The sequence below is a fragment of the Geodermatophilus sp. SYSU D00814 genome, from assembly GCF_054050055.1.
In genome coordinates, this window is sequence record NZ_JBJGYP010000005.1 from 112956 (window position 1) to 131617 (window position 18662).

The 18662-nt window shown below is 74.2% G+C and carries 20 protein-coding genes; 8 read left to right on the forward strand and 12 right to left on the reverse strand.

The window, feature by feature from the left end:
• Window positions 1-34: 34 nt before the first annotated feature.
• Window positions 35-1684, reverse strand: a complete 1650-nt coding sequence (locus ACI780_RS05340) for an AMP-binding protein (RefSeq protein ID WP_456868710.1) — start codon at window positions 1682-1684, stop codon at window positions 35-37.
• A gap of 7 nt (window positions 1685-1691) precedes the next feature.
• Window positions 1692-2663 (reverse strand): cyclase family protein, encoded by a 972-nt coding sequence (locus tag ACI780_RS05345; protein ID WP_457001279.1) that lies wholly within the window; start codon window positions 2661-2663, stop codon window positions 1692-1694.
• Between the two features lie 130 nt (window positions 2664-2793).
• Between ACI780_RS05345 and ACI780_RS05350 the strand changes: the two genes are divergently transcribed.
• Window positions 2794-4074 (forward strand): hydroxyacid-oxoacid transhydrogenase, encoded by a 1281-nt coding sequence (locus tag ACI780_RS05350; RefSeq protein ID WP_457001281.1) that lies wholly within the window; start codon window positions 2794-2796, stop codon window positions 4072-4074.
• Between the two features lie 6 nt (window positions 4075-4080).
• On the opposite strand, the gene ACI780_RS05355 is transcribed toward ACI780_RS05350, so the two are convergent.
• Both ACI780_RS05355 and ACI780_RS05360 read right to left on the reverse strand, forming a co-directional pair.
• Window positions 4081-4494, reverse strand: coding sequence for a PaaI family thioesterase (locus tag ACI780_RS05355; protein ID WP_456868700.1), 414 nt, complete (start codon window positions 4492-4494; stop codon window positions 4081-4083).
• A gap of 27 nt (window positions 4495-4521) precedes the next feature.
• A complete protein-coding gene (locus tag ACI780_RS05360; protein ID WP_456868699.1) occupies window positions 4522-5040 on the reverse strand; it encodes an Lrp/AsnC family transcriptional regulator in 519 nt (172 codons plus the stop codon).
• A gap of 128 nt (window positions 5041-5168) precedes the next feature.
• On the opposite strand from ACI780_RS05360, the gene hppD reads away from it, so the two are divergent.
• The 4 genes from hppD to ACI780_RS05380 all read left to right on the forward strand — a co-directional run bounded on the left by hppD (window position 5169) and on the right by ACI780_RS05380 (window position 8981).
• On the forward strand, window positions 5169-6374 hold the full coding sequence (gene hppD, locus ACI780_RS05365; protein WP_457001284.1) for a 4-hydroxyphenylpyruvate dioxygenase: 1206 nt from the start codon (window positions 5169-5171) through the stop codon (window positions 6372-6374).
• A 355-nt stretch (window positions 6375-6729) separates the two neighbouring features.
• A complete protein-coding gene (locus ACI780_RS05370; protein WP_457001286.1) occupies window positions 6730-7635 on the forward strand; it encodes a PaaX family transcriptional regulator in 906 nt (301 codons plus the stop codon).
• A 40-nt stretch (window positions 7636-7675) separates the two neighbouring features.
• Window positions 7676-8089: a TIGR03668 family PPOX class F420-dependent oxidoreductase gene (locus tag ACI780_RS05375; protein WP_457001288.1), complete on the forward strand. Its 414-nt coding sequence runs from the start codon at window positions 7676-7678 to the stop codon at window positions 8087-8089.
• 31 nt (window positions 8090-8120) lie between these two features.
• Window positions 8121-8981, forward strand: coding sequence for an LLM class flavin-dependent oxidoreductase (locus ACI780_RS05380; protein WP_457001290.1), 861 nt, complete (start codon window positions 8121-8123; stop codon window positions 8979-8981).
• Between the two features lie 16 nt (window positions 8982-8997).
• On the opposite strand, the gene ACI780_RS05385 is transcribed toward ACI780_RS05380, so the two are convergent.
• Window positions 8998-9405 (reverse strand): WhiB family transcriptional regulator, encoded by a 408-nt coding sequence (locus tag ACI780_RS05385; RefSeq protein ID WP_457001292.1) that lies wholly within the window; start codon window positions 9403-9405, stop codon window positions 8998-9000.
• Window positions 9406-9712: 307 nt separating this feature from the next.
• Here ACI780_RS05385 and ACI780_RS05390 point away from each other — a divergent pair, with 307 nt between their 5' ends.
• Together ACI780_RS05390 and ACI780_RS05395 are read left to right on the forward strand one after the other, a co-directional pair.
• Window positions 9713-10057 carry a YciI family protein gene (locus ACI780_RS05390; RefSeq protein ID WP_456868682.1) on the forward strand — a complete coding sequence of 115 codons (345 nt, stop codon included), beginning with the start codon at window positions 9713-9715 and terminating at the stop codon, window positions 10055-10057.
• A 7-nt stretch (window positions 10058-10064) separates the two neighbouring features.
• Complete coding sequence (locus tag ACI780_RS05395; RefSeq protein ID WP_457001294.1) at window positions 10065-11333, forward strand: RNA polymerase sigma factor; 1269 nt, start codon at window positions 10065-10067, stop codon at window positions 11331-11333.
• Between the two features lie 19 nt (window positions 11334-11352).
• Here the strand turns inward: ACI780_RS05395 and ACI780_RS05400 are convergent, their stop codons facing one another.
• The 5 genes from ACI780_RS05400 to ACI780_RS05420 form a co-directional block, all read right to left on the reverse strand.
• Window positions 11353-11820, reverse strand: a complete 468-nt coding sequence (locus tag ACI780_RS05400; RefSeq protein ID WP_457001296.1) for a heme-degrading domain-containing protein — start codon at window positions 11818-11820, stop codon at window positions 11353-11355.
• On the reverse strand, window positions 11817-12095 hold the full coding sequence (locus tag ACI780_RS05405; protein ID WP_457001298.1) for a YciI-like protein: 279 nt from the start codon (window positions 12093-12095) through the stop codon (window positions 11817-11819). The genes ACI780_RS05400 and ACI780_RS05405 overlap by 4 nt, the downstream gene beginning before the upstream one ends.
• Window positions 12096-12105: 10 nt before the next feature.
• On the reverse strand, window positions 12106-13401 hold the full coding sequence (locus ACI780_RS05410) for a D-arabinono-1,4-lactone oxidase (RefSeq protein ID WP_457001300.1): 1296 nt from the start codon (window positions 13399-13401) through the stop codon (window positions 12106-12108).
• A 104-nt stretch (window positions 13402-13505) separates the two neighbouring features.
• Window positions 13506-13709 (reverse strand): cold-shock protein, encoded by a 204-nt coding sequence (locus tag ACI780_RS05415; RefSeq protein WP_456868673.1) that lies wholly within the window; start codon window positions 13707-13709, stop codon window positions 13506-13508.
• 501 nt (window positions 13710-14210) lie between these two features.
• Window positions 14211-15398: an MFS transporter gene (locus tag ACI780_RS05420; RefSeq protein ID WP_457001303.1), complete on the reverse strand. Its 1188-nt coding sequence runs from the start codon at window positions 15396-15398 to the stop codon at window positions 14211-14213.
• A gap of 97 nt (window positions 15399-15495) precedes the next feature.
• Here ACI780_RS05420 and ACI780_RS05425 point away from each other — a divergent pair, with 97 nt between their 5' ends.
• Window positions 15496-15981: a cupin domain-containing protein gene (locus ACI780_RS05425; protein ID WP_456868671.1), complete on the forward strand. Its 486-nt coding sequence runs from the start codon at window positions 15496-15498 to the stop codon at window positions 15979-15981.
• 99 nt (window positions 15982-16080) lie between these two features.
• On the opposite strand, the gene ACI780_RS05430 is transcribed toward ACI780_RS05425, so the two are convergent.
• Both ACI780_RS05430 and ACI780_RS05435 read right to left on the reverse strand, forming a co-directional pair.
• Entirely contained in the window at window positions 16081-17016 is a 936-nt protein-coding gene (locus ACI780_RS05430) for an alpha/beta hydrolase (protein ID WP_457001305.1), read from the reverse strand.
• A gap of 30 nt (window positions 17017-17046) precedes the next feature.
• The gene (locus ACI780_RS05435) at window positions 17047-18561 is read right to left on the reverse strand and encodes a flavin-containing monooxygenase (protein WP_457001307.1); all 1515 of its coding nucleotides are present in this window, start codon (window positions 18559-18561) and stop codon (window positions 17047-17049) included.
• Window positions 18562-18662: the final 101 nt, after the last annotated feature.

An 18662-nucleotide genomic window follows, 5' to 3' on the forward strand; every position in this document is an offset into this window, starting at 1 on the left:
GGGGTCCCCGCCCGATGCGGGGACCCCGGCCGGCTCAGGTGCCCCGCAGCTCCCGGCGCAGGATCTTGCCGGTCACCGTCTTGGGCAGCTCGTCGAGCAGCTCGACGCTGCGCGGGTACTTGTAGGCGGCCATCCGCTCCCGGCAGTGCGCGATCAGCTCCTCCGGGGTGGCACTCGCCCCCGGCCTGAGGCTGACGTAGGCCTTCACCGTCTCCCCGCGCTTCTCGTCGGGGACGCCGACGACCGCCGACTCCCGGACGGCGGGGTGCTCGGCCAGGACGTCCTCGACCTCGCGCGGCCACACCTTGTAGCCCGACGCGTTGATCATGTCCTTCTTGCGGTCGACGATGAACACCCAGCCCTGCGGGTCCATGAACCCGACGTCGCCGCTCTTCAGCGCCCCACCAGGGAGGCCCGCCGCCGTCTCCTCGGGCTTGCCCCAGTAGCCGGCCACCACCTGCGGGCCCTCGGCGACGATCTCGCCCACCTCGCCCAGCGGCAGGTCCTGCCCGTCGTCGCCCTGGATCCGGACGACCGTGTTGGGCGCCGGCACCCCGACCGACAGCGCGCCCGAGGTCGGGTCCACCGGCGACGGCGACCCGAAGGGCGTGACCGTCATCGGCGACGTCGTCTCGGTGAGGCCGTAGGCGTTGTGCACCTGCTTGCCGGTGGCCTCGGAGAAGCCGCGCTCGGCGGCCGGGGAGATCGCCGCGCCGCCGGAGTAGATCGAGGTGAAGGAGTCGAAGTGCTCCTTGCTGAACCCGGGGGCGTTGAGCAGTGCGCTGAACGCGGTGATCGCGCCGATGGTGAACGCCGGCCGGTGCTCGAGGAACGCGTCGAGCACCACCTGCGGCTCGAACCGGTAGGCGAGCACCAGCGGCGCCGGCACCAGCATGGTCACCGCGACGTGCCCGATCAGGCCGGTGATGTGGAACAGCGGCGCGATGCCGAACACCGGCCCGTCCCGCCCGGCGTGCACCCAGTCCCGGTACACCTGAGCGGTGAACACGACGTTGCGGTGGGTGTTCATCGCGCCCTTGGGCACGCCCGTCGTCCCCGACGTGTAGGTGAGGAACGCGACGTCGTCGGGCCCGAGCGTCACCGGCGGCGGCGTCTGCCCCCGGTGGGCCCCGATGAACTCCAGCAGGTCGGTGGTGCCCTCGTGCCGCTGCCGCGTGACGCCGGCGAACAGCCGCTCGTCGTCGCGCGTCTGCAGGTCCAGCCCGCTGGTGGTGAGCACCAGCCGCACGTCGGTGTCCGGGACGACCTCGCGGGCCACCTCGTCGTAGAGGGTGTCCAGGCTGAGCAGCACCGTCGCCCCGGAGTCGGCGAGCAGGTAGGACAGCTCCCGCTTCCGGCTCATCGGGTTGATCGACACCATGACGCCGCCGGCCTTCCAGGTGGCGACCATGGCCATGACGAACTGCGGCACGTTCTGCAGGTAGACCGCCAGCCGGTCGCCGCGGGAGAACCCGTTGGCCAGCAGGCCGGCGGCCAGCGCGTCGGTCATCTCGTCGAGGTCGCGGCGGACGACGGTGCCGTCGAAGTAGCGCAGCGCGTCGCCGTCGGGGTCGCGCCGCACGCCGGCCCGGAACATCGACAGCGCGTCGGGGAACTCGATCTCGTAGTCGGCCGGCTGGTCGCCGTAGAGGGCCAGCCAGGGCCGCTCGTCGTAGGCGCTCACGACGGGCTCACTTGATCACGACGGGGTTGACCGGGGAGCCGCTGCCCTGGTGGACCTTCAGCGGCGCGGCGACGTAGAGGCCCTCGTACTGGCCGTCCTCGGCGGAGTCGGCGGCCAGCGCCTCGAGGTCGGCGATCTCGGTGAGGGTGACCCCGAGGTTGCGCATGAGCGCGTTGTGCAGCACCAGCGCGACGCCGTTGTTCGGGTCGGTGGTGACCTCGTTGGCGATGGTGTCGGTGACCAGGTTGGGGATCTCCATGTCCTGGAACCACTGCACCAGCTCGGGGCTGTATACCAGGCCGGGCTCGTTGAAGCCCTCGTAGAAGGCCTCGCCCTGCTCGAAGAACAGCTGCAGGAAGTTGGTGCGCACGATGAGCACGTCGCGCTTCCGGATCTGCACGCCCTGCTGCTCGGCGCAGGCGAGCAGGTCCTCGTGGGTGAAGGTCTCGCCCTTGTCGAGGGTGGGCTTGCCGCGGAAGCGGGCCATGTCCAGCAGCACCCCGCGGCCGACGACGCCGCGCTGGGCGATCGGCTCGACGCTGGCCTTGTCCAGCCCGCCGACGGTGGTGCGGGCGTCGTAGCCGTTCCAGATCTTCCCGCCGTACCAGACGTGGCCGAGGCCGTCGTACTGCGTGGAGCCCTGCAGGAACGCGTTGATCTTGTCGTCGGCGTAGTGCAGGCCGCCGGGGTACTGCGGCGCGTCGGGGGAGTCCCAGGTGGACTCGTCGAGGATCTGCGTGCGCTCGGCGGGGGAGCGGCCGGGCCACACCGGGTCGCCCTTGGGGTCGCCGATGAGCCGCTGCAGCGTGAAGACCTTGCCCTGGCGGACCAGGCCGACGGCGGCGAGCACCTGCTCGGGCCCGAGGTAGTTCAGCGCGCCGACCTCGTCGTCGTCGCCCCACTTCCCCCAGTTGGACGGGGAGTCGGCGAGGAGGTCCTCGAGCGAGGGGACGGCGGTGGTCTCGGGTTCTGCGGTCACTGCTGACCTCCGGGGAATGCGGACGGGAAGGTCTCCGACCCTGCCCCGCTGTGGTGCAGAACACAACCGGCGGGCACCATCGACCGCACCCGACGACAGCCCGCCCCGCCCCGGCCGCCCGGAGGTCCCCGTGAGCACTCCCGTCCCCGAGTCCGTGTTCACCTACGGTGCGCCGTCGCTGAAGTTCGGCAGCGGCGCCTCCGAGGAGATCGGCTACGACCTCAGCCGCCTGGGCGTGCGCCGCGTCCTCGTGGTCACCGACCCCGGGGTGGCGGCGACCGGGCTGCCCCAGCGGGTGGCCGACCAGATGGGTCGCTTCGGCATCGAGGCGCGGGTGTACGACGGCGTGCACGTCGAGCCGACCGACGTCAGCCTCACCGAGGCCATCGAGCAGGCGCGGGAGTCGGGGCCGTGGGACGCGTTCGTCGCCGTCGGCGGCGGGTCGAGCATCGACACCGCCAAGGCGATCAACCTGCTCACGACCAACCCCGGTGAGCTCATGGACTACGTCAACGTGCCGGTCGGGAAGGGGCAGGCGCCGAGCGAGCCGCTGCGGCCGCTGGTCGCCGTCCCCACCACGACCGGCACCGGGTCGGAGAGCACCACGATCTGCGTGATGGACGTGATCGCGCAGCGGGTGAAGACCGGGATCAGCCACGCCCGGCTGCGGCCCACCCTCGCCGTCATCGACCCCGACCTGACCCTCACCCAGCCCCCCGGCGTCACCGCCGCCTCGGGCATGGACATCCTGTGTCACGCGCTGGAGAGCTACACCGCCCGCTGGTACACCACCTACGACCGCAAGACCCCCGAGCAGCGGGTGCCCTACTGCGGGTCCAACCCGATCTCGGACATGTGGTCGGAGAAGGCGCTGTCGCTGCTGGCGGGCTCCTTCCGGCGGGCGGTCCGGCACGGCGACGACACGCAGGCCCGCGCCGACATGGCGATGGCGGCCACCTTCGCCGGCATGGGCTTCGGCAACGCCGGGGTGCACGTGCCGCACGCCAACGCCTACCCCATCGCCGGGCAGGTCAAGGACTTCCACCCCAAGGACTACCCGGCCGGCGAGCCGATGGTGCCGCACGGGATGTCGGTGGCGCTGACCGCGCCGGAGGCCTTCCGGTTCACCTTCGAGGCCTCCCCGGAGCGGCACGTGCGCGCCGCGCAGCTGCTCGCGCCCAACGCCGGGCAGCCCGACGAGCCCGCCGAGTTCCTGCCGACCGTGCTCACCGACCTGATGCGCGACATCGACATCCCCAACGGGATCGCCGCCGTCGGCTTCGACGAGGGCGACGTGCCCGACCTGGTCGAGGGGACGATGAAGCAGCAGCGGCTGCTGGCCACCTGCCCGCGGGAGGTCACCGAGGACGACGTCGCGGGGATCTTCCTCCGGTCGATGTCGCTCTGGTGACCGGTCTCAGACCGCGACGATCGACTTGGTGACCTGCGCCGAGGCGACGAGAGCGCCGTCGACGGTGGCCTCGGCGCGCAGGAACGCCACCGCCCGGCCGCGGCGCAGCACCGACCCGGTGACGTCGACCCGGGCGCCGGCGCGCACCGGGCGCAGCAGCGAGGCGGTGAGGTCGTGGGTGACGGCGTGCTCGCCCTCACCCAGCGAGGGCAGCAGCGCGAGGAACGCCGCGACGTCCAGGAAGGTGTAGACGACGCCGCCGTGCAGCAGCGCGGCCTGGTTCTGCGCGGCCGCGCCGACGGGGAACCAGATGCCGGCCGGCGGGTCGGCGGGGTCGCGCAGCTGCATCTCCAGGTGTCGGTGCAGCGGGATGTCGAGCACGGCCTGCACGCGGGCGGTCAGCATCTCCGGGGACGGCACGCCCGGCAGCCTCGCACGCCGCGCGGGTCAGCCCCCGGACGGGCCCGGCATGGCCGAGCGGCCGGCGCCCGGCGCGGCCTCCGACCGCAGCAGCGGCAGGGTGCGCCAGGGCACCAGCTCCGAGAGCACGACGACGCTGGTCGAGCGCACCACCGCCGAGGAGCGGTTGAGGTCGACGAGCATCTGCTGCAGCGCCTCGTGCGAGCGGGCCGCCACCCGGACCAGGACGTCGCCGCTGCCGGTGGTCGCGTGCGCCTCCAGCACGCCGGGGAGGGCCTCGAGGTCGCGGCGGACGGCGTCGATGGCGCCCTGGGCGATCTCCAGGGTGACGAAGGCCTGCACCCCGAACCCGGCGGCGCGCACGTCGACGTCGGGGCCGTAGCCGGTGACCACGCCGGCCTCCTCCAGGCGCTGCAGCCGCGCCGAGACGGTGCCGCGGGCCACGCCGAGCAGCCGCGAGAGCTCCAGCGGCCCGGCCGAGCGGTGCTCCCGCACGGCCTCGAGCAGGGCGACGTCGAGGGCGTCGAGCACCCGGCGGTCGGTCACGCGCTGGTCCTCCTGCTGCTGGTCCCGGCGACCAGCTCAGGGGTCGGACTGCTGGTCGTCCTGGTCAGTCGTACCAGCACCAGCCGTACCGGTTGCCCAGGTGTCCCCCGCGGGTGTGCAGTGCCCCGGTGAGCCTCGAGCAGATCCTCAACGACGACGAGAAGCTGGCCGGCCTGGGCGCCGACCAGCTGCAGCAGCTGGTCGGCCTCGTCGAGTACGACGCCTCGGCCGACCCGTTCCCGGTCAGCGGCTGGGACTCCCTGGTGTGGGTGGTGGGCAACGCGCTGCAGACGGCGCACTTCCTGCAGTCGGCGTTCGGCATGGAGCTGGTCGGCTACACCGGCCCCGAGACCGGCAACCGCGACCACCACGGCTACGTGCTGCGCTCCGGTGCCGCGCGGTTCGTCGTCCAGGGCGCCTACGACCCCGACAGCCCGCTGGCCGACCACCACCGCCGGCACGGCGACGGCATCGTCGACATCGCGCTGTCCGTGCCCGACGTCGACCGCTGCGTCGCGCACGCCCGCGCGCAGGGCGCCACCGTGCTGGAGGAGCCGCACGACGTCTCCGACGAGCACGGCACCGTGCGGCTGGCCTCGATCGCCGCCTACGGCGACACCCGCCACAGCCTGGTCGACCGCTCCCGCTACACCGGCGTCCACCTGCCCGGCTACGTGCCGCGCACCTCGACGTACCAGAAGCGGCCCGGCGCGCCGAAGCGGCTGTTCCAGGCCGTCGACCACGTCGTCGGCAACGTCGAGCTCGGCGCCATGGACACCTGGGTCGACTTCTACAACCGGGTCATGGGCTTCACCAACATGGCCGAGTTCATCGGCGACGACATCGCCACGGACTACTCCGCGCTGATGAGCAAGGTGGTCGCCAACGGCAACCACCGGGTGAAGTTCCCGCTCAACGAGCCGGCGATCGCGAGGAAGAAGTCGCAGATCGACGAGTACCTGGAGTTCTACCGCGGCGCCGGTGCCCAGCACGTCGCGCTGGCCACCAACGACATCCTCGCCACCGTCGACGCCATGCGCGCCGAGGGCGTGGAGTTCCTGACGACGCCGGACTCCTACTACGAGGACCCCGAGCTGCGCGCCCGCATCGGCGAGGTCCGCGTCCCGGTCGAGGAGCTGCAGGCCCGCGGGGTGCTGGTCGACCGCGACGAGGACGGCTACCTGCTGCAGATCTTCACCAAGCCCACCGGCGACCGCCCGACGGTCTTCTTCGAGCTGATCGAGCGGCACGGCTCACTGGGCTTCGGCAAGGGCAACTTCAAGGCCCTCTTCGAGGCGATCGAGCGCGAGCAGGAGCGCCGCGGCAACTTCTGACGAAGGACCCCCTCGCCCCCACCGCTCGCACGTTCGCGGTGGGCCCCGGCGAGGGCCGTTCCAGCACGTCACCGGGACGGCGCCGAGTGGGCAGTGGGTGCTGCCCGACACGGCGTGTCGGCGGGTGTCGTCGCCCGCAACCGACCACTCGGAGCGGAAGGGCTCCTCCTCGCGCGTCCCCACGGCCCGCGTCACCGCCGCACGAGCGGGGGCGCGGGCCGACGCGGGTCGGTTCCGGCACCTGTTCGTGCCGGGATGCTGTCACTGCGTGACCGGGTGGTGGCACGCTGACGGCTGCGCGGCGCGCACCCGGGCCGCGCGGCAGCGGCGGGTGGACGACGGAGGAGGTGCGGTCGTGGTCCGATCCCCGGAGACCCCCGGCCCGGTGCGGGGGCGCTGGACCGGCGGCACGCCGTCGATGTCGGCGTCGCCGCTGCAGCGCGAGCACGGTGCCCCCGGGCAGCCGCGGCTGCTCATCATGGACGTCTGCGGCGCCTTCATGCGCCCGCTGGGCGGCTGGCTGCCGGTGGCCCGGCTCGTCGGGCTGATGGCCGTCGTCGGGGTCGAGGAGCCGGCCACCCGGTCGGCGGTCTCGCGGATGCGCCAGCGCGACCTGCTGGTCCCCGAGACGCGTGGCGGGCAGCGCGGCTACCGGCTGTCGGAGCGGGCCCTGGCCGCTCTGGACGAGGCCGACCGGCGCATCTACTCGCGCGTGCCCTCCTCGACGGTCGCGGAGGGCTGGGTTCTCGTCTCCTACTCCGTCCCCGAGCGGGAGCGGGACAAGCGGCACGTGCTGCGCAGCCGGCTGGAGTGGCTCGGTTTCGGGATGCTCGGCAGCGGGCTGTGGCTGGCCCCGCGCTGGATCCAGCCGGAGCTGGAGGCGGCGGTCGAGGCCCTGGGCTTCGAGGAGTACGTGACCGTCTTCGAGGCCCACCACCTCGGCTTCGAGGACCTCCCCGCCCTGGTCGGCCGCTGCTGGCACCTGGAGCAGCTGCGCGACCTGTACGCCGAGTTCCTCGACACCGCCGGGACCACGGCGGAGCGGTGGCGCTCGCACCCCGGCGACGACCGGGACGCCTTCGTCGACCACGTCTCGACGCTGCACCAGTGGCGCAAGTTCCCCTACCTCGACCCCGGACTGCCGGCGGAGCTGCTGCCGCCGGAGTGGGAGGGGAAGCGCGCCGCGGACCTGTTCTTCGAGCTCCGCGACCGGCTGGAGGAGCCCGCCCGGCGGTTCGTCGCCGACTTCGTCTCCGGCTGACCGATCGCCCCGGGGCTGCGGCTCTGGTAGGACAGGCGGCGTGCAGACGGCGGACCTGCGCAGCCGCTTCGCCTCCAGCGCCGTCGCCCGGCTCGCCACGGTGCGGCCGGACGGCGCGCCGCACGTGGTGCCCGTCGTCTTCGCGCTGGTCGACGGCACGGTCTACTCGGCGGTCGACGCCAAGCCCAAGCGGACCCGCCGGCTGCAGCGGCTGGCCAACGTCCGCGCCGACCCGCGGTGCGCGCTGCTGGTCGACCACTACGACGACGACTGGTCGCGGCTGTGGTGGGTGCGCGCCGACGGGACCGCCGCCGTCGTGGAGGACCCCCCGGCGGCCCACCCGGGCGTGGCGGCGCTCGCGGCGCGGCACCCGCAGTACCGGGCGGAGCCGCCGGACGGTCCGCTGCTGGTGGTCACCGTCGAACGCTGGAGCGGGTGGTCGAGCACGTCCTGACCCGCACGTCCCGAGCAGGAGGAGGAACCAGGTGGAGATCGGCATCGGCATCCCCAACAGCGTCCGCGGCACCACGGGCGCGCAGCTGCTGGACTGGGCCAGGCGGGCGGAGGCCGCGGGCTTCTCCAGCCTGGCCTCGATCGGTGCGGTCTCCTATCCCAGCTACGAGGAGCTGACCGTCTTCGCCGCGGCCGGGGCGGTGACCGAGCGCATCCGGTTCTTCACCAACGTCCTCATCTCCCCGGCGCGCAGCACCGCGGAGCTGGCCAAGCAGGCGGCCACGGTGCAGGAGCTCACCGGCGGGCGGCTGACGCTGGGGCTCGGCGCCGGCTGGCGCGACGTCGACTACCGGCTCACCGGGCGGGACTTCTCCTCCCGGGGGCGGCTGTTCGACGAGCAGCTGGCCGACCTGCACCGGGCGTGGACCGGCGAGCCGATCGTCGAGGGGACCCGGCGGGTGACGCCGGAGACCGGGCACGACGCCGTGCCGCTGCTCATCGGGGGCAACACCGAGGCCGCGATCCGCCGCACGGTCGAGTTCGGCATCGGCTGGACCGCCGGTGGCCTGCCGCCGGAGATGACCGCGCCGTTCCTCGACCGGGTCCGGACCGCCTGGCGCGAGGCCGGCAAGGAGGGCTCGCCGCGGTTCGCGGCGCTGGTCTACTTCTCCCTGGGCGACACCGAGGAGGCCTCCCGGCGCTACCTGCTCGACTACTACGAGCCGATGGGCCGCGAGACCGCCGAGATGATCGCCGGCAGCGCGCTCCGGTCACCGGAGGCGGTCCGGGAGGCCGTCGCCGGCTTCGCCGAGATCGGCGTCGACGAGCTGCTCCTCGACCCCACCGTCTCCGACCCGGCCCAGGTGGAGCTGCTCGCCGAGGCCGCGCTGTAGCCCGCCGGCCGACGGGTCAGGCGCTCAGGCGCTCGCGGCGCTCCAGGCGCACCCGGCGCCGCTCGCGCTCGGACAGGCCGCCCCAGATGCCGAAGCGCTCGTCGTTGGCGAGGGCGAACTCCAGGCACTCGGTGCGCACCGAGCAGCCGGCGCAGACGCGCTTGGCCTCGCGGGTGGAGCCGCCCTTCTCCGGGAAGAACGCCTCGGGGTCGGTCTCGGCGCACAGCGCGTCCAGGCGCCACGCGGCCGAGCCGCCCTCGGTGGTGTCGGCCCAGAAGGACAGCGGGGTCTGCGCGTCGGGGGCAGCGGCGTAGTCGTAGCCCCCGTCGTAGCCCTCGTCGTAGCCGAAGTCGGGGTCGTCGAAGCGGAGGTCGGCCTCGTCGCCGGGGACCAGGCTGAGGTGGGTGCGCGAGAAGGAGTGCACGGGAAGCTCCTCGGATCGGTGTGCGGCGTGGCGCCCTGTGACGGACGGGTACGCCCTGGCTGCTGTCCGTGACGTTACGCAGCGGGCGCTGCCGGACGCACTGGCAGGAACTGCGCGAAACCCCGCCGTCCGCTTGGCGCATCGTGCCCTCGACCGGGCGGCCCGGCGTGTCGTCACCGGCGGGCCACCCGGACGCGGTAGCGGAGCGGGGGAGATCTTCCGGTGCGACCTGTCGATCTGGTGCGGTGCTGCGTGTCGTAGAGGTGGAGGGCCCGACCGGCGGGCCCCCGGGACCCGGGAGGGCCAGATGGCGCAGTACCTGATCCTGATCTACGAGGACGAGGCGTCCTACGCGACGGCGGCGCCCGAGGTGTGGGGCGAGGTCCTCGAGGAGCACAACCGGTTCGCCGCCGGCGTCGACGGTCTCGGCGCCAAGCTGCTCGGCGGGTCGGCCCTGCAGCCGACCACGACGGCGACCAGCGTGCGCGGCGGGTCGGACGTCACCGACGGCCCGTTCGCGGAGACCAAGGAGGCCCTCGGCGGCTACTACCTCGTCGACGCCCCCGACCTCGACACCGCCCTGGCCGTCGCGCGGACGGTGCCGGCGCGCTTCGGCGGGGTCGAGGTCCGCCCGGTCATGGTGTTCGACTGAGCCGACCGTGACCGCCGACCCCGTGCCCGACGCCTCCGCCGTCGCCGCCGCGGTCGCCGACGCGCACCGTCGCGAGTGGGCCTTCGTGCTCGCCGCGACGGTGCGCGTCACCCGCGACCTCGACGTCGCCGAGGAGTGCGTGCAGGAGGCCTTCGCCACGGCCCTCACCGACTGGCGCGACACCGGTGTCCCGTCGCGGCCCGGGGCCTGGCTGACCACGGTGGCCCGGCGGCGGGCGCTCAACGTGCTGCGCCACCAGGGTGTGGCCCGCCGCTCCCTGCCGCTGCTGGTCGAGGACGACGTCGCGCCCGACCACGCCGAGGACGACACCGGGGACGGCACGCACGGCTACCCCGACGACCGGCTGCGACTGGTGGTGACCTGCTGCCACCCGGCGCTGGACCGCGCGGCGCAGGTGGCGCTGACGCTGCGGCTGCTGTGCGGGCTGAGCACCGCCGAGGTCGCCCGCGCCTTCCTGGTGAGCGAGCCGACCATGGCCGCGCGCCTCACCCGCGCCAAGAAGAAGATCGCCGTCGCCGGCATCCCCTACCGGGTGCCGCCACCGGCGGAGCTGCCCGAGCGGGTCGACGCCGTCCTGGCGGTCGTGCACCTGCTGTTCACCACCGGCCACACCGTGCCGGCGGGGGAGGAGCTCGTCCGCCGCGACCTGGTCGAGCGCGCGCTGCAGCTGTGCCGGATGCTGCGCGCCCTGCTGCCCCGCGACCCCGCGGTGGCCGGGCTGCTGGCGCTGCTGCTGCTCACCGACGCCCGCCGGGCCACCCGCACCGGCGAGGACGGCCGGCTGCTGCTGCTCGAGGAGCAGGACCGCTCCCGCTGGGACGCCGCCGCCGTGGCCGAGGGGGTCGCGCTGGTGCGCGAGGCGCTGCGGGGCCGGCCGCCCTCGCGCTACGCCCTGCAGGCGGCGATCGCCGCCGTCCACGCCGAGGCGCCCACCTGGGAGGCCACCGACTGGGCCGAGATCGTCGCCCTGTACGGGGTGCTCGGCCAGGTCTGGCCCTCCCCGGTGGTCGCGCTCAACCGGGCGGTCGCCGTCGGCTTCGCGTCGGGCCCCGCGGCCGGGCTGGCCGCGCTCGACGAGCTGGCCACCGAGCCGCAGCTGGCCGGCTACGGCTACCTGCCGGCCGCGCGCGCCGACCTGCTGCGCCGGCTGGGCCGGATCGAGGAGGCCCGGCTGGCCTACACCGAGGCGCTGCACCTGACGGCCAACGCCGTCGAGCGGGAGTTCCTCGCCGGCCGGCTGGCCGAGCTGGGCTGACGCCCAGCGTCCAGGACGCTCAGCGCCCCAGGTGGGCGCGCAGCGCGGCGACCACCATCCGGTGGTCCTCCAGCTGCGGCAGCCCGGACACCGCGACGACGCCGACCGGCCCCACGCCGCGCACCAGCAGCGGGACGGCGCCGCCGTGCGCGGCGTAGCGCCGGGGGTCCAGGCCCGAGGACTCCTCGAAGGTCGTCCCGCGCTCGACCCAGGTCTGCCGGACGTACAGCGAGGCGTGCCCGAAGCGGTGCACCACCCGGCACTTGCGCGCGATCCAGTCGGCGTTGTCCGGCGTGGCGCCGGTCAGCGCGGCGGAGAACAGCCGGTGCCCGTTGCGGACGATCTCCACGGCGACCGGCGCGTCGGCGCGGCGGGCGGCGGCCACCAGCGCCGAGCCCAGCTCCCAGGCGTCCTCGTTGGTGAACCCCGGCAGCTGCAGCTCGTCCTCCTCCGCGGCGAGCTCGGCGACGGTCGGGAAGGCGGTCACGCCGCACCCCCGCCGACGACGACGTCCCACTGCCGGACCGACCACGCGGTGACCAGACCGTGGACGACGTAGGGGTCGGACCCGGCGAACCGCTCGACGACGTCGCGCTCCGCCGTCCACACCAGCAGCGCCCGGTCGTGCGGGTCGGGCAGCGCCCCGGCCAGCAGCAGCTCGCCGCGCTCGTGCGCCGCGCGCGCGAGGGCCAGGTGCTCCTCGCGCAGCGGCGCCCGCCGGGTCAGGTAGTCGTCGGCCAGCTCGTACTCCAGGACCAGCATGGGCCCACTCTCACACGTGGGCGGCGACGGTCCGGTCGAGGTAGTCGTTGCGGAAGGCGCCGCGCGGGTCGAAGCGGCGCACCAGCTCGCGGAAGTCCCCCAGCCGCGGGTACAGGCCGGCCAGCTCGCCGGCGCCCGTGGTGAACAGCTTGCCCCAGTGCGGACGGGCGGCGAACGGGCGCAGCGCCTCCTCGACCGCCGGGAGCAGGGCGCGCACCCGCGGCTCGTCGGGGACCCAGGTGAAGTGCAGCGCGACGACGTCGGTGCCGTACGCCGGGCTGAGCCACAGATCGTCCCCGGCGACGGTGCGGATCTCGCTGACCAGCAGCAGCGGTGCGATCCGGCCGGCCAGCGCGCGCAGCGCGTCCACCGCCGCGCGGGCGTGCTGCCGCGGCACGAAGTACTCGCTCTGCAGCTCCTCGCCGCGGCTGGGGGTGAACCCGAGCTGGAAGTGCGGCAGCCGCTCGTGCCACTCCCCGGGGACGCCGAGCTGCTCGGTGAGGTTCTCGACGGGGGTGTCGGGCAGCATGTGGCTCGGCTCGGTGGCCGACCGGGCGCCGAAGAACTCCTCCGGGGCCACCTCGAGCTCGTCGACCCGCGACTTCACCCACACCTGGGTGACCTGGTGCCAGTTCGTGAACACGCTGACGCTGTAGGCGGCGTCGGCCACCTCGTCGAAGTCGGCGAGCAGCCGCTCCCACGTCAGCCCGAGGTAGACGTTGTTGCGCACGGAGAAGGTCGGCTGGAACCGCAGCCCGACGCGGGTCACCACGCCCAGGGCGCCGAGGTGCACCACGGCGCCGTGGAGGTCGGGGTCGCCCTCGCGCAGGCGCACCAGCTCGCCGTCGGACCGCACGACGTCGAGCCCGGCGACGGAGGTGCTCAGCGAGCCGTTGCGGCCGCCCGACCCGTGGGTGCCGGTGGCGGTGGCGCCGACGACGGTGATGTGGGGCAGCGAGGCGAGGTTGTGCAGGGCCCACCCGTGCCGCGCCAGCTCGGGGAGCAGGTCCCCGTACCGCGTCCCGCCGGGGACCCACACCACGCCCGGGGCATCCCCGCCGGGCAGGTCGAGTTGGACGTCCCACTCCAGCGCGTCGAGGGAGACGAGGTCGGCGGGGGTGTCGGCGATGTCGTTGAAGCAGTGCCGGGAGCCGAGGGCCTTGACCCGCGGGCTGCCGGCGACGATCTCCTGGACCTCGGCGACGCTGGTCGGCCGGTGCAGCCGGGCGGCCCGGTAGGCGAGGTTGCCGGCCCAGTTCCTCCCGGCCGGCCCCGCGGTGGCTGCGGCCGTGACGTGCTCCTGCATGGCTGCTGCGGTCTCCCCTCGGCGTGCCCGTGCCCATCCAACACCGGAGACGGCGAGACCCCCACGGCCCGGGGCCGTGGGGGTCTCGCGTCGTGCGGGGGCGCTCAGACGGCGCGGACGTTCTCCGCCTGCGGGCCCTTCTGGCCCTGGGTGACGTCGAACTCGACGCGCTGCGCCTCGTCCAGCGAGCGGTAGCCGCTGCCGCTGATCGCCGAGAAGTGGCAGAAGACGTCGGGGCCGCCGCCGTCCTGCTCGATGAAGCCGAAGCCCTTCTCCGCGTTGAACCACTTCACGGTGCCCTGCGCCATGTCGTTCTCCTTCGTCCGTGCTGGGGGTGTCGGGTCCGGCAGGTGCCGGTTCCCGGGTCGCCGCACCGACCGGCAGGACCGAGTGGAACGTCAGGCAGAGACGACTGCGGACGTCCGAGAACGAAGCAGAGGTACGACAGCGACCGGGCACGACTGTACCGGCTGCCCCGCGGCAGGCGGTGCCACGGCCGCCAGCGTCACAGTGGGCGGCGTCACCAGCGGAGCGGGTCGACCACCCGGGACTGCGCCGTGCGGCAGGCGCGGCAGTTGCCCCACGCGACCAGGGACAGGTGCGTGGTCGGGGACCCGCACTCGGGGCAGTCGACCGGCTCGGGACGGGCGCGGGCTGCGCCGAGCTCGCGCGAGCGCTCCTCGTGGACCGCCTCGTCGCCCCGGCAGGGGCACCCGAGATGGGCGTCGGCACAGCGAGCACGGTGTGTGGTGATGGGACCCCCTCCGGTCGAGGAGGACGCTACCCGCTGCCGGCCGGTACCCGGACCGTCAGCGCCGGCCGCCGGCGCGCAGTTCGAGCCACAGCCAGCCGGCGAGAGCGGCCGGGACGGCGACGAAGGCCGACAGCGCCGCGACCGGGCCGACGAGCGAGCCGAGCCACGCGAGCAGCAGCGGCGTGCCGAAGCCGACGTAGGCGAAGGCGTAGAAGGCGCTGTTCATCGCCCCGCGGGTCTGCGGCGGCGCGAGCCGGGCGGTGAGGGTGAGCCCGGCGGTGAGGCACAGCCCGCCGCAGCTGCCCATGAGCAGCGACGCCGGGACCAGCAGCGGCTCGGACCGGGTGACGACGGCGACCACGGCCAGGCCGACACCCACCGCGCCCAGCGCCATGCCCAGCGGCGCCGCGCCACGCTCGAACCGGCGTCCGACCCGCGCGGCGACCGCGCTCGCACCCAGGGCCAGCCCGCCGACCAGCCCGGCGTAGGCCACGCCGACGCCGTCGGGGACGACCAGCAGCGGCAGCAGGGTGGCGGCGACCGCGGGGAAGGCGAACACCCCGGAGGCGGTGGGGGCCAGCACCGCCCAGAAGGGCCGGCGCGCCTCCCGGGGCAGCCCCAGGGTCATCAGCTTCCCGGGGCGGCGGACCTCGACGGTCTCGGGCACGGTCAGCAGCGCGCCGAGGCCGACGACGAGGACGGCGACGTGCACGAGGTAGGGCAGCGTCGTCGGCGCGGGGCCGTACTGCGCGAGCAGCCCGCTCATCGCCGGGGCGATGGCGAAGCCCAGCGACGTCGACACCGCCCCGCGGGTGGCCGCCGACTGCTGGCCGCGCGGACCGGCGAGCTCCTGCAGCCAGGCGTTGGCGACGGAGAACACCACCCCCGAGACGACGCCCTGCAGCAGCCGGCCCAGGTAGAGCAGCGGCAGGTGGTCGACGGCGGGCAGGAACAGCAGCGACACCAGCCCGGCGAGGACGGAGAACGGCAGCACCAGCGCGCGGCGGCCGAAGCGGTCCGACGCCGCGCCGGCCACGGTGAGCGCGGCGATGAGGCCGATGGCGTAGCAGCCGAAGACGGCGGTGAGGTCGGCGTCGGACAGGCCCAGCGTGCGCCGGTACACCAGCAGCAGCGGGGTGGGGACGTTGGTGCCCAGCGCCACGGTGAACAGCCCCAGGGTCAGCGCGTCGAGCTGCCGCCGCGTGCCCCGCCGGGTGTCCTGCGGGGGCGCGGCGTCCGGCACGCGGCGGACGGTACCGCCCCCGCCGTCCGGCGACCGGGTGCGCCGGCCCGGTCGCTGCCAGGATGGGCGCCGGCGACGGAGGAAGGAGGGCACCCCCGTGTCCCTGCACCGGCACTACCCGCCCGACCTCTACCGCGGCACCACCGGGGAGGCCAGTGCCTGGTCGCGCCCCGCCGACCGCCCGCCCGACACCGTCTCGGCCACCGGCGTCACCTGCGAGTTCCTCGCCACCGGCGACCAGACCGCCGGCCGCTTCGGCCTGTACCGGTGGACCTTCGGCGCGGAGCCCTCCGGTCCGGGGCCGCACTTCCACCGGTCGATCTCCGAGCAGTTCTACGTGCTGTCGGGCACGGTCGAGGTCTACGACGGCCGGTCGTGGGGCACCGCCGGCCCCGGGGACTTCCTCTACGTGCCCGAGGGCGGCGTGCACGGCTTCCGCGGCGGGGACCGCGCCACGATGCTGCTCATGTTCGCCCCGGGCGGCCCGCGCGAGGAGTACTTCGAGACGCTGGCGCGCGGGGAGCGCATGACGCCGGAGGAGCGGGCGGAGTTCATGCTCCGCCACGACACCTACTGGGTGTGACGCCCCGCCGGACCGCGTCGAGTGGGCAGTGGCGGTCGACGACACGCGCGGGCACGCCGTGTCGGGGAGCAGCTACTGCGCACTCGGCAGCGCGGGTCCTCAGCGGTGGATGACCTCCCGGAACCGGGCGCAGCTCTCCTCGATCGCCGCCTGCGCGGCCGGTGAGGCGGCGCCCATGTCGAAGAAGCCGTGGATCAGGCCGTCGTAGCGCAGCACGTGCGCCGTCCCGCCCGCGGCCTCGAGCGCCTTGCCGTACGCCTCGCCCTCGTCGCGCAGCGGGTCGTACTCGGCGGTGACGACGACCGCCGGCGGGAGGCCGGACAGGTCGCCGTGGTGCAGCGGTGACAGCCGCGCGTCCCGGGCGTCCTCCCACGCCCCGGTGTAGTGGCCGTAGAACCAGTCCATCGTGTCCTGCTCGAGGAAGTAGCCCTTGGCGTTCTCCTGGCGGGAGGGGTACTCGCCCTCGGCGTCGACGGCGGGGTAGATCAGCAGCTGCCCGACCAGCGGGGTGCCGTCGTCGCGCAGGGTCTGGGCGACGACGGCCGCCAGGTTGCCGCCGGCGCTGTCGCCGGCCACCGCCAGGCGCGGGTCCCCGCCGAACTCGTCGAGGTGCTGGGCCACCCAGCGGGCCGCCGCGACCGCGTCCTCGGCGGCGGCGGGGAAGGGGTGCTCGGGCGCCAGCCGGTAGTCGACGGCGACCACGACGGCCTCCGCGTGCCGGCAGACGTTGCGGACCATGTTGTCGTGGGTGTCGAGGTCGCCGATCACCCAGCCGCCGCCGTGGAAGAAGACGACGGTGGGCAGCGGCCCGGAGGCGTCGGGGCGGTACACCCGCGCCCGCAGGTCGCCCGCGGCACCGGGCACGGTGCGGTCCTCGGTGCTGCCCACCGGGACCACCTGCTCGGGCGTGCGCACGTCCCGGGTGAGGGCGAGGTAGTAGGCGCGCCCGGCCTCGGGCGTGCCCTCGCTCAGCGGCGGCGCGCCCGACTCCTCGAGCGCGGTGAGCAGGGCGGCGATGTGCGGGTCGACCGGCACGGGGGCTCCTGACGTCGTCGGCGGGGGTGGTCAGCGGTACACGAGCGAGCCGTCGTCGAGGTCGGCCTTCGGCAGCAGCTCGGCCTCCTGCGCGTGCTCGAGCATGTGGGTCCACGGCTCGCGGTCGCCCTGCTTGAACAGCAGGTGCTGGGAGCGCAGCACGTAGCCGGCATTGAAGTTCTCCGGGTCCGACCACGGCCCGAGCTGCATCCCGGCGTCCTCCGGGCGCAGCTCCGGCACGACGCTCCGGGCGCCCTTCTCCTGCATGCGCGCGAAGAGCCGGTCGACGAGGTCGCAGACGAGGTCCACGCGCAGCGTCCAGCTGTGCCGGAAGTAGCCGAAGACGTAGGCCATGTTCGGCACGCCGCTGATCATCAGGCCGCGCCAGGTGACCCGCTCGGGGAAGGCCACCGGCTCCCCGTCGACGGTGAAGGAGACGTCGCCGAACGCCGAGAGGTTGAAGCCCGTGGCGGTGACGACGACGTCGGCCTCGAGCTCCTCGCCGGCGCCGACCCGGATGCCCTTCTCGGTGAACGTGTCGATGGTGTCGGTGACGATCGACGCCTTCCCCTCCCGGATCGCCGCGAACAGGTCGCCCTCCGGGACGATCGCGATGCGCTGCTGCCACGGCCGGTACCGCGGCGTGAAGTGCTTCTCGACGTCGAACCCCTCGGGCAGCAGGGGCCGCATCGACTCGATGAGGAAGGCGTGCAGGTCGTCGGGGGCCTCGTGCGACATCCGCGCCAGCTCGTTGAACTGGGCCGCGTAGGCGCGGCGGAGGATCTCGTGCGTCCAGTCCTCGGGGATGTCCAGGGCCCGCAGCGTCACGGCGAGCTCGTGGGTCAGCGGCGGGGCGAGGAAGTAGGAGGGGGAGCGCTGCAGCATCGTCACGTGCGCCGCGTCCTTGGCGATCGCCGGGATCAGCGTGGCGGCGGTCGACCCGGAGCCGATGACGACGACGCGCTTGCCGGTGAGGTCGAGGTCCTCGGGCCAGGACTGCGGGTGGATGACGAGGCCCTGGTAGGAGTCCATGCCCGCCCACGTCGGCCGGTAGGGCTCGGCGTGGTTGTAGTAGCCCTGGCACATCCACAGCCAGTCGGTGGTCATCCGCAGCTTCTCGCCGGTGTCCTCGCGGGTGACCTCCACCGTCCACCGGGCGTCCTCGCTGGACCAGGAGGCGGTGGTGACGCGGTGCCGGTAGCGGATCCGCGGGGCGAGGTCGTCCTCGGCGATGACCTCGTCGAGGTAGGCCAGGATCTCCTCGCCCGCGGCGATCGAGGGGCCGCGCCACGGCTTGTGCCGGTACCCGTAGGTGAACAGGTCGCTGTCGGAGCGCACGCCCGGGTAGCGGTGGGTCCACCAGGTCCCGCCCCGGGTCTCCTGCGCCTCGAGGAGCACGAACGTCCGGTCGGGGAACCGTTCCCGCAGGTGGTGCGCGGCCCCGATGCCCGACACCCCGGCCCCCACGATGAGGACGTCGACGTGCTCGACGTCCTCCGCGGTCGGTGCCGGGGCCTCGAGGGTCGCCGTTCCGGTCGTGGTCATGGCCTGACCTCCCTGGAGCTGTGACGCAGGTCACGAACCTAGCCCGAGGAGCCACCCCACCGGGAGTCCCCGGCGTGTCGACCCGCCGACTCACGGCCGGA

Excerpts from the sequence above, each read along its gene's own strand:
- ACI780_RS05415 (WP_456868673.1), bottom strand. The coding sequence starts at position 13,709 with ATGGCGCAGGGCACCGTGAAGTGGTTCAACGCGGAGAAGGGCTTCGGC.
- ACI780_RS05390 (WP_456868682.1), top strand. The coding sequence starts at position 9,713 with ATGGCGCAGTACCTGATCCTGATCTACGAGGACGAGGCGTCCTACGCG.
- ACI780_RS05435 (WP_457001307.1), bottom strand. The coding sequence starts at position 18,561 with ATGACCACGACCGGAACGGCGACCCTCGAGGCCCCGGCACCGACCGCG.
- ACI780_RS05405 (WP_457001298.1), bottom strand. The coding sequence starts at position 12,095 with ATGCTGGTCCTGGAGTACGAGCTGGCCGACGACTACCTGACCCGGCGG.
- ACI780_RS05410 (WP_457001300.1), bottom strand. The coding sequence starts at position 13,401 with ATGCAGGAGCACGTCACGGCCGCAGCCACCGCGGGGCCGGCCGGGAGG.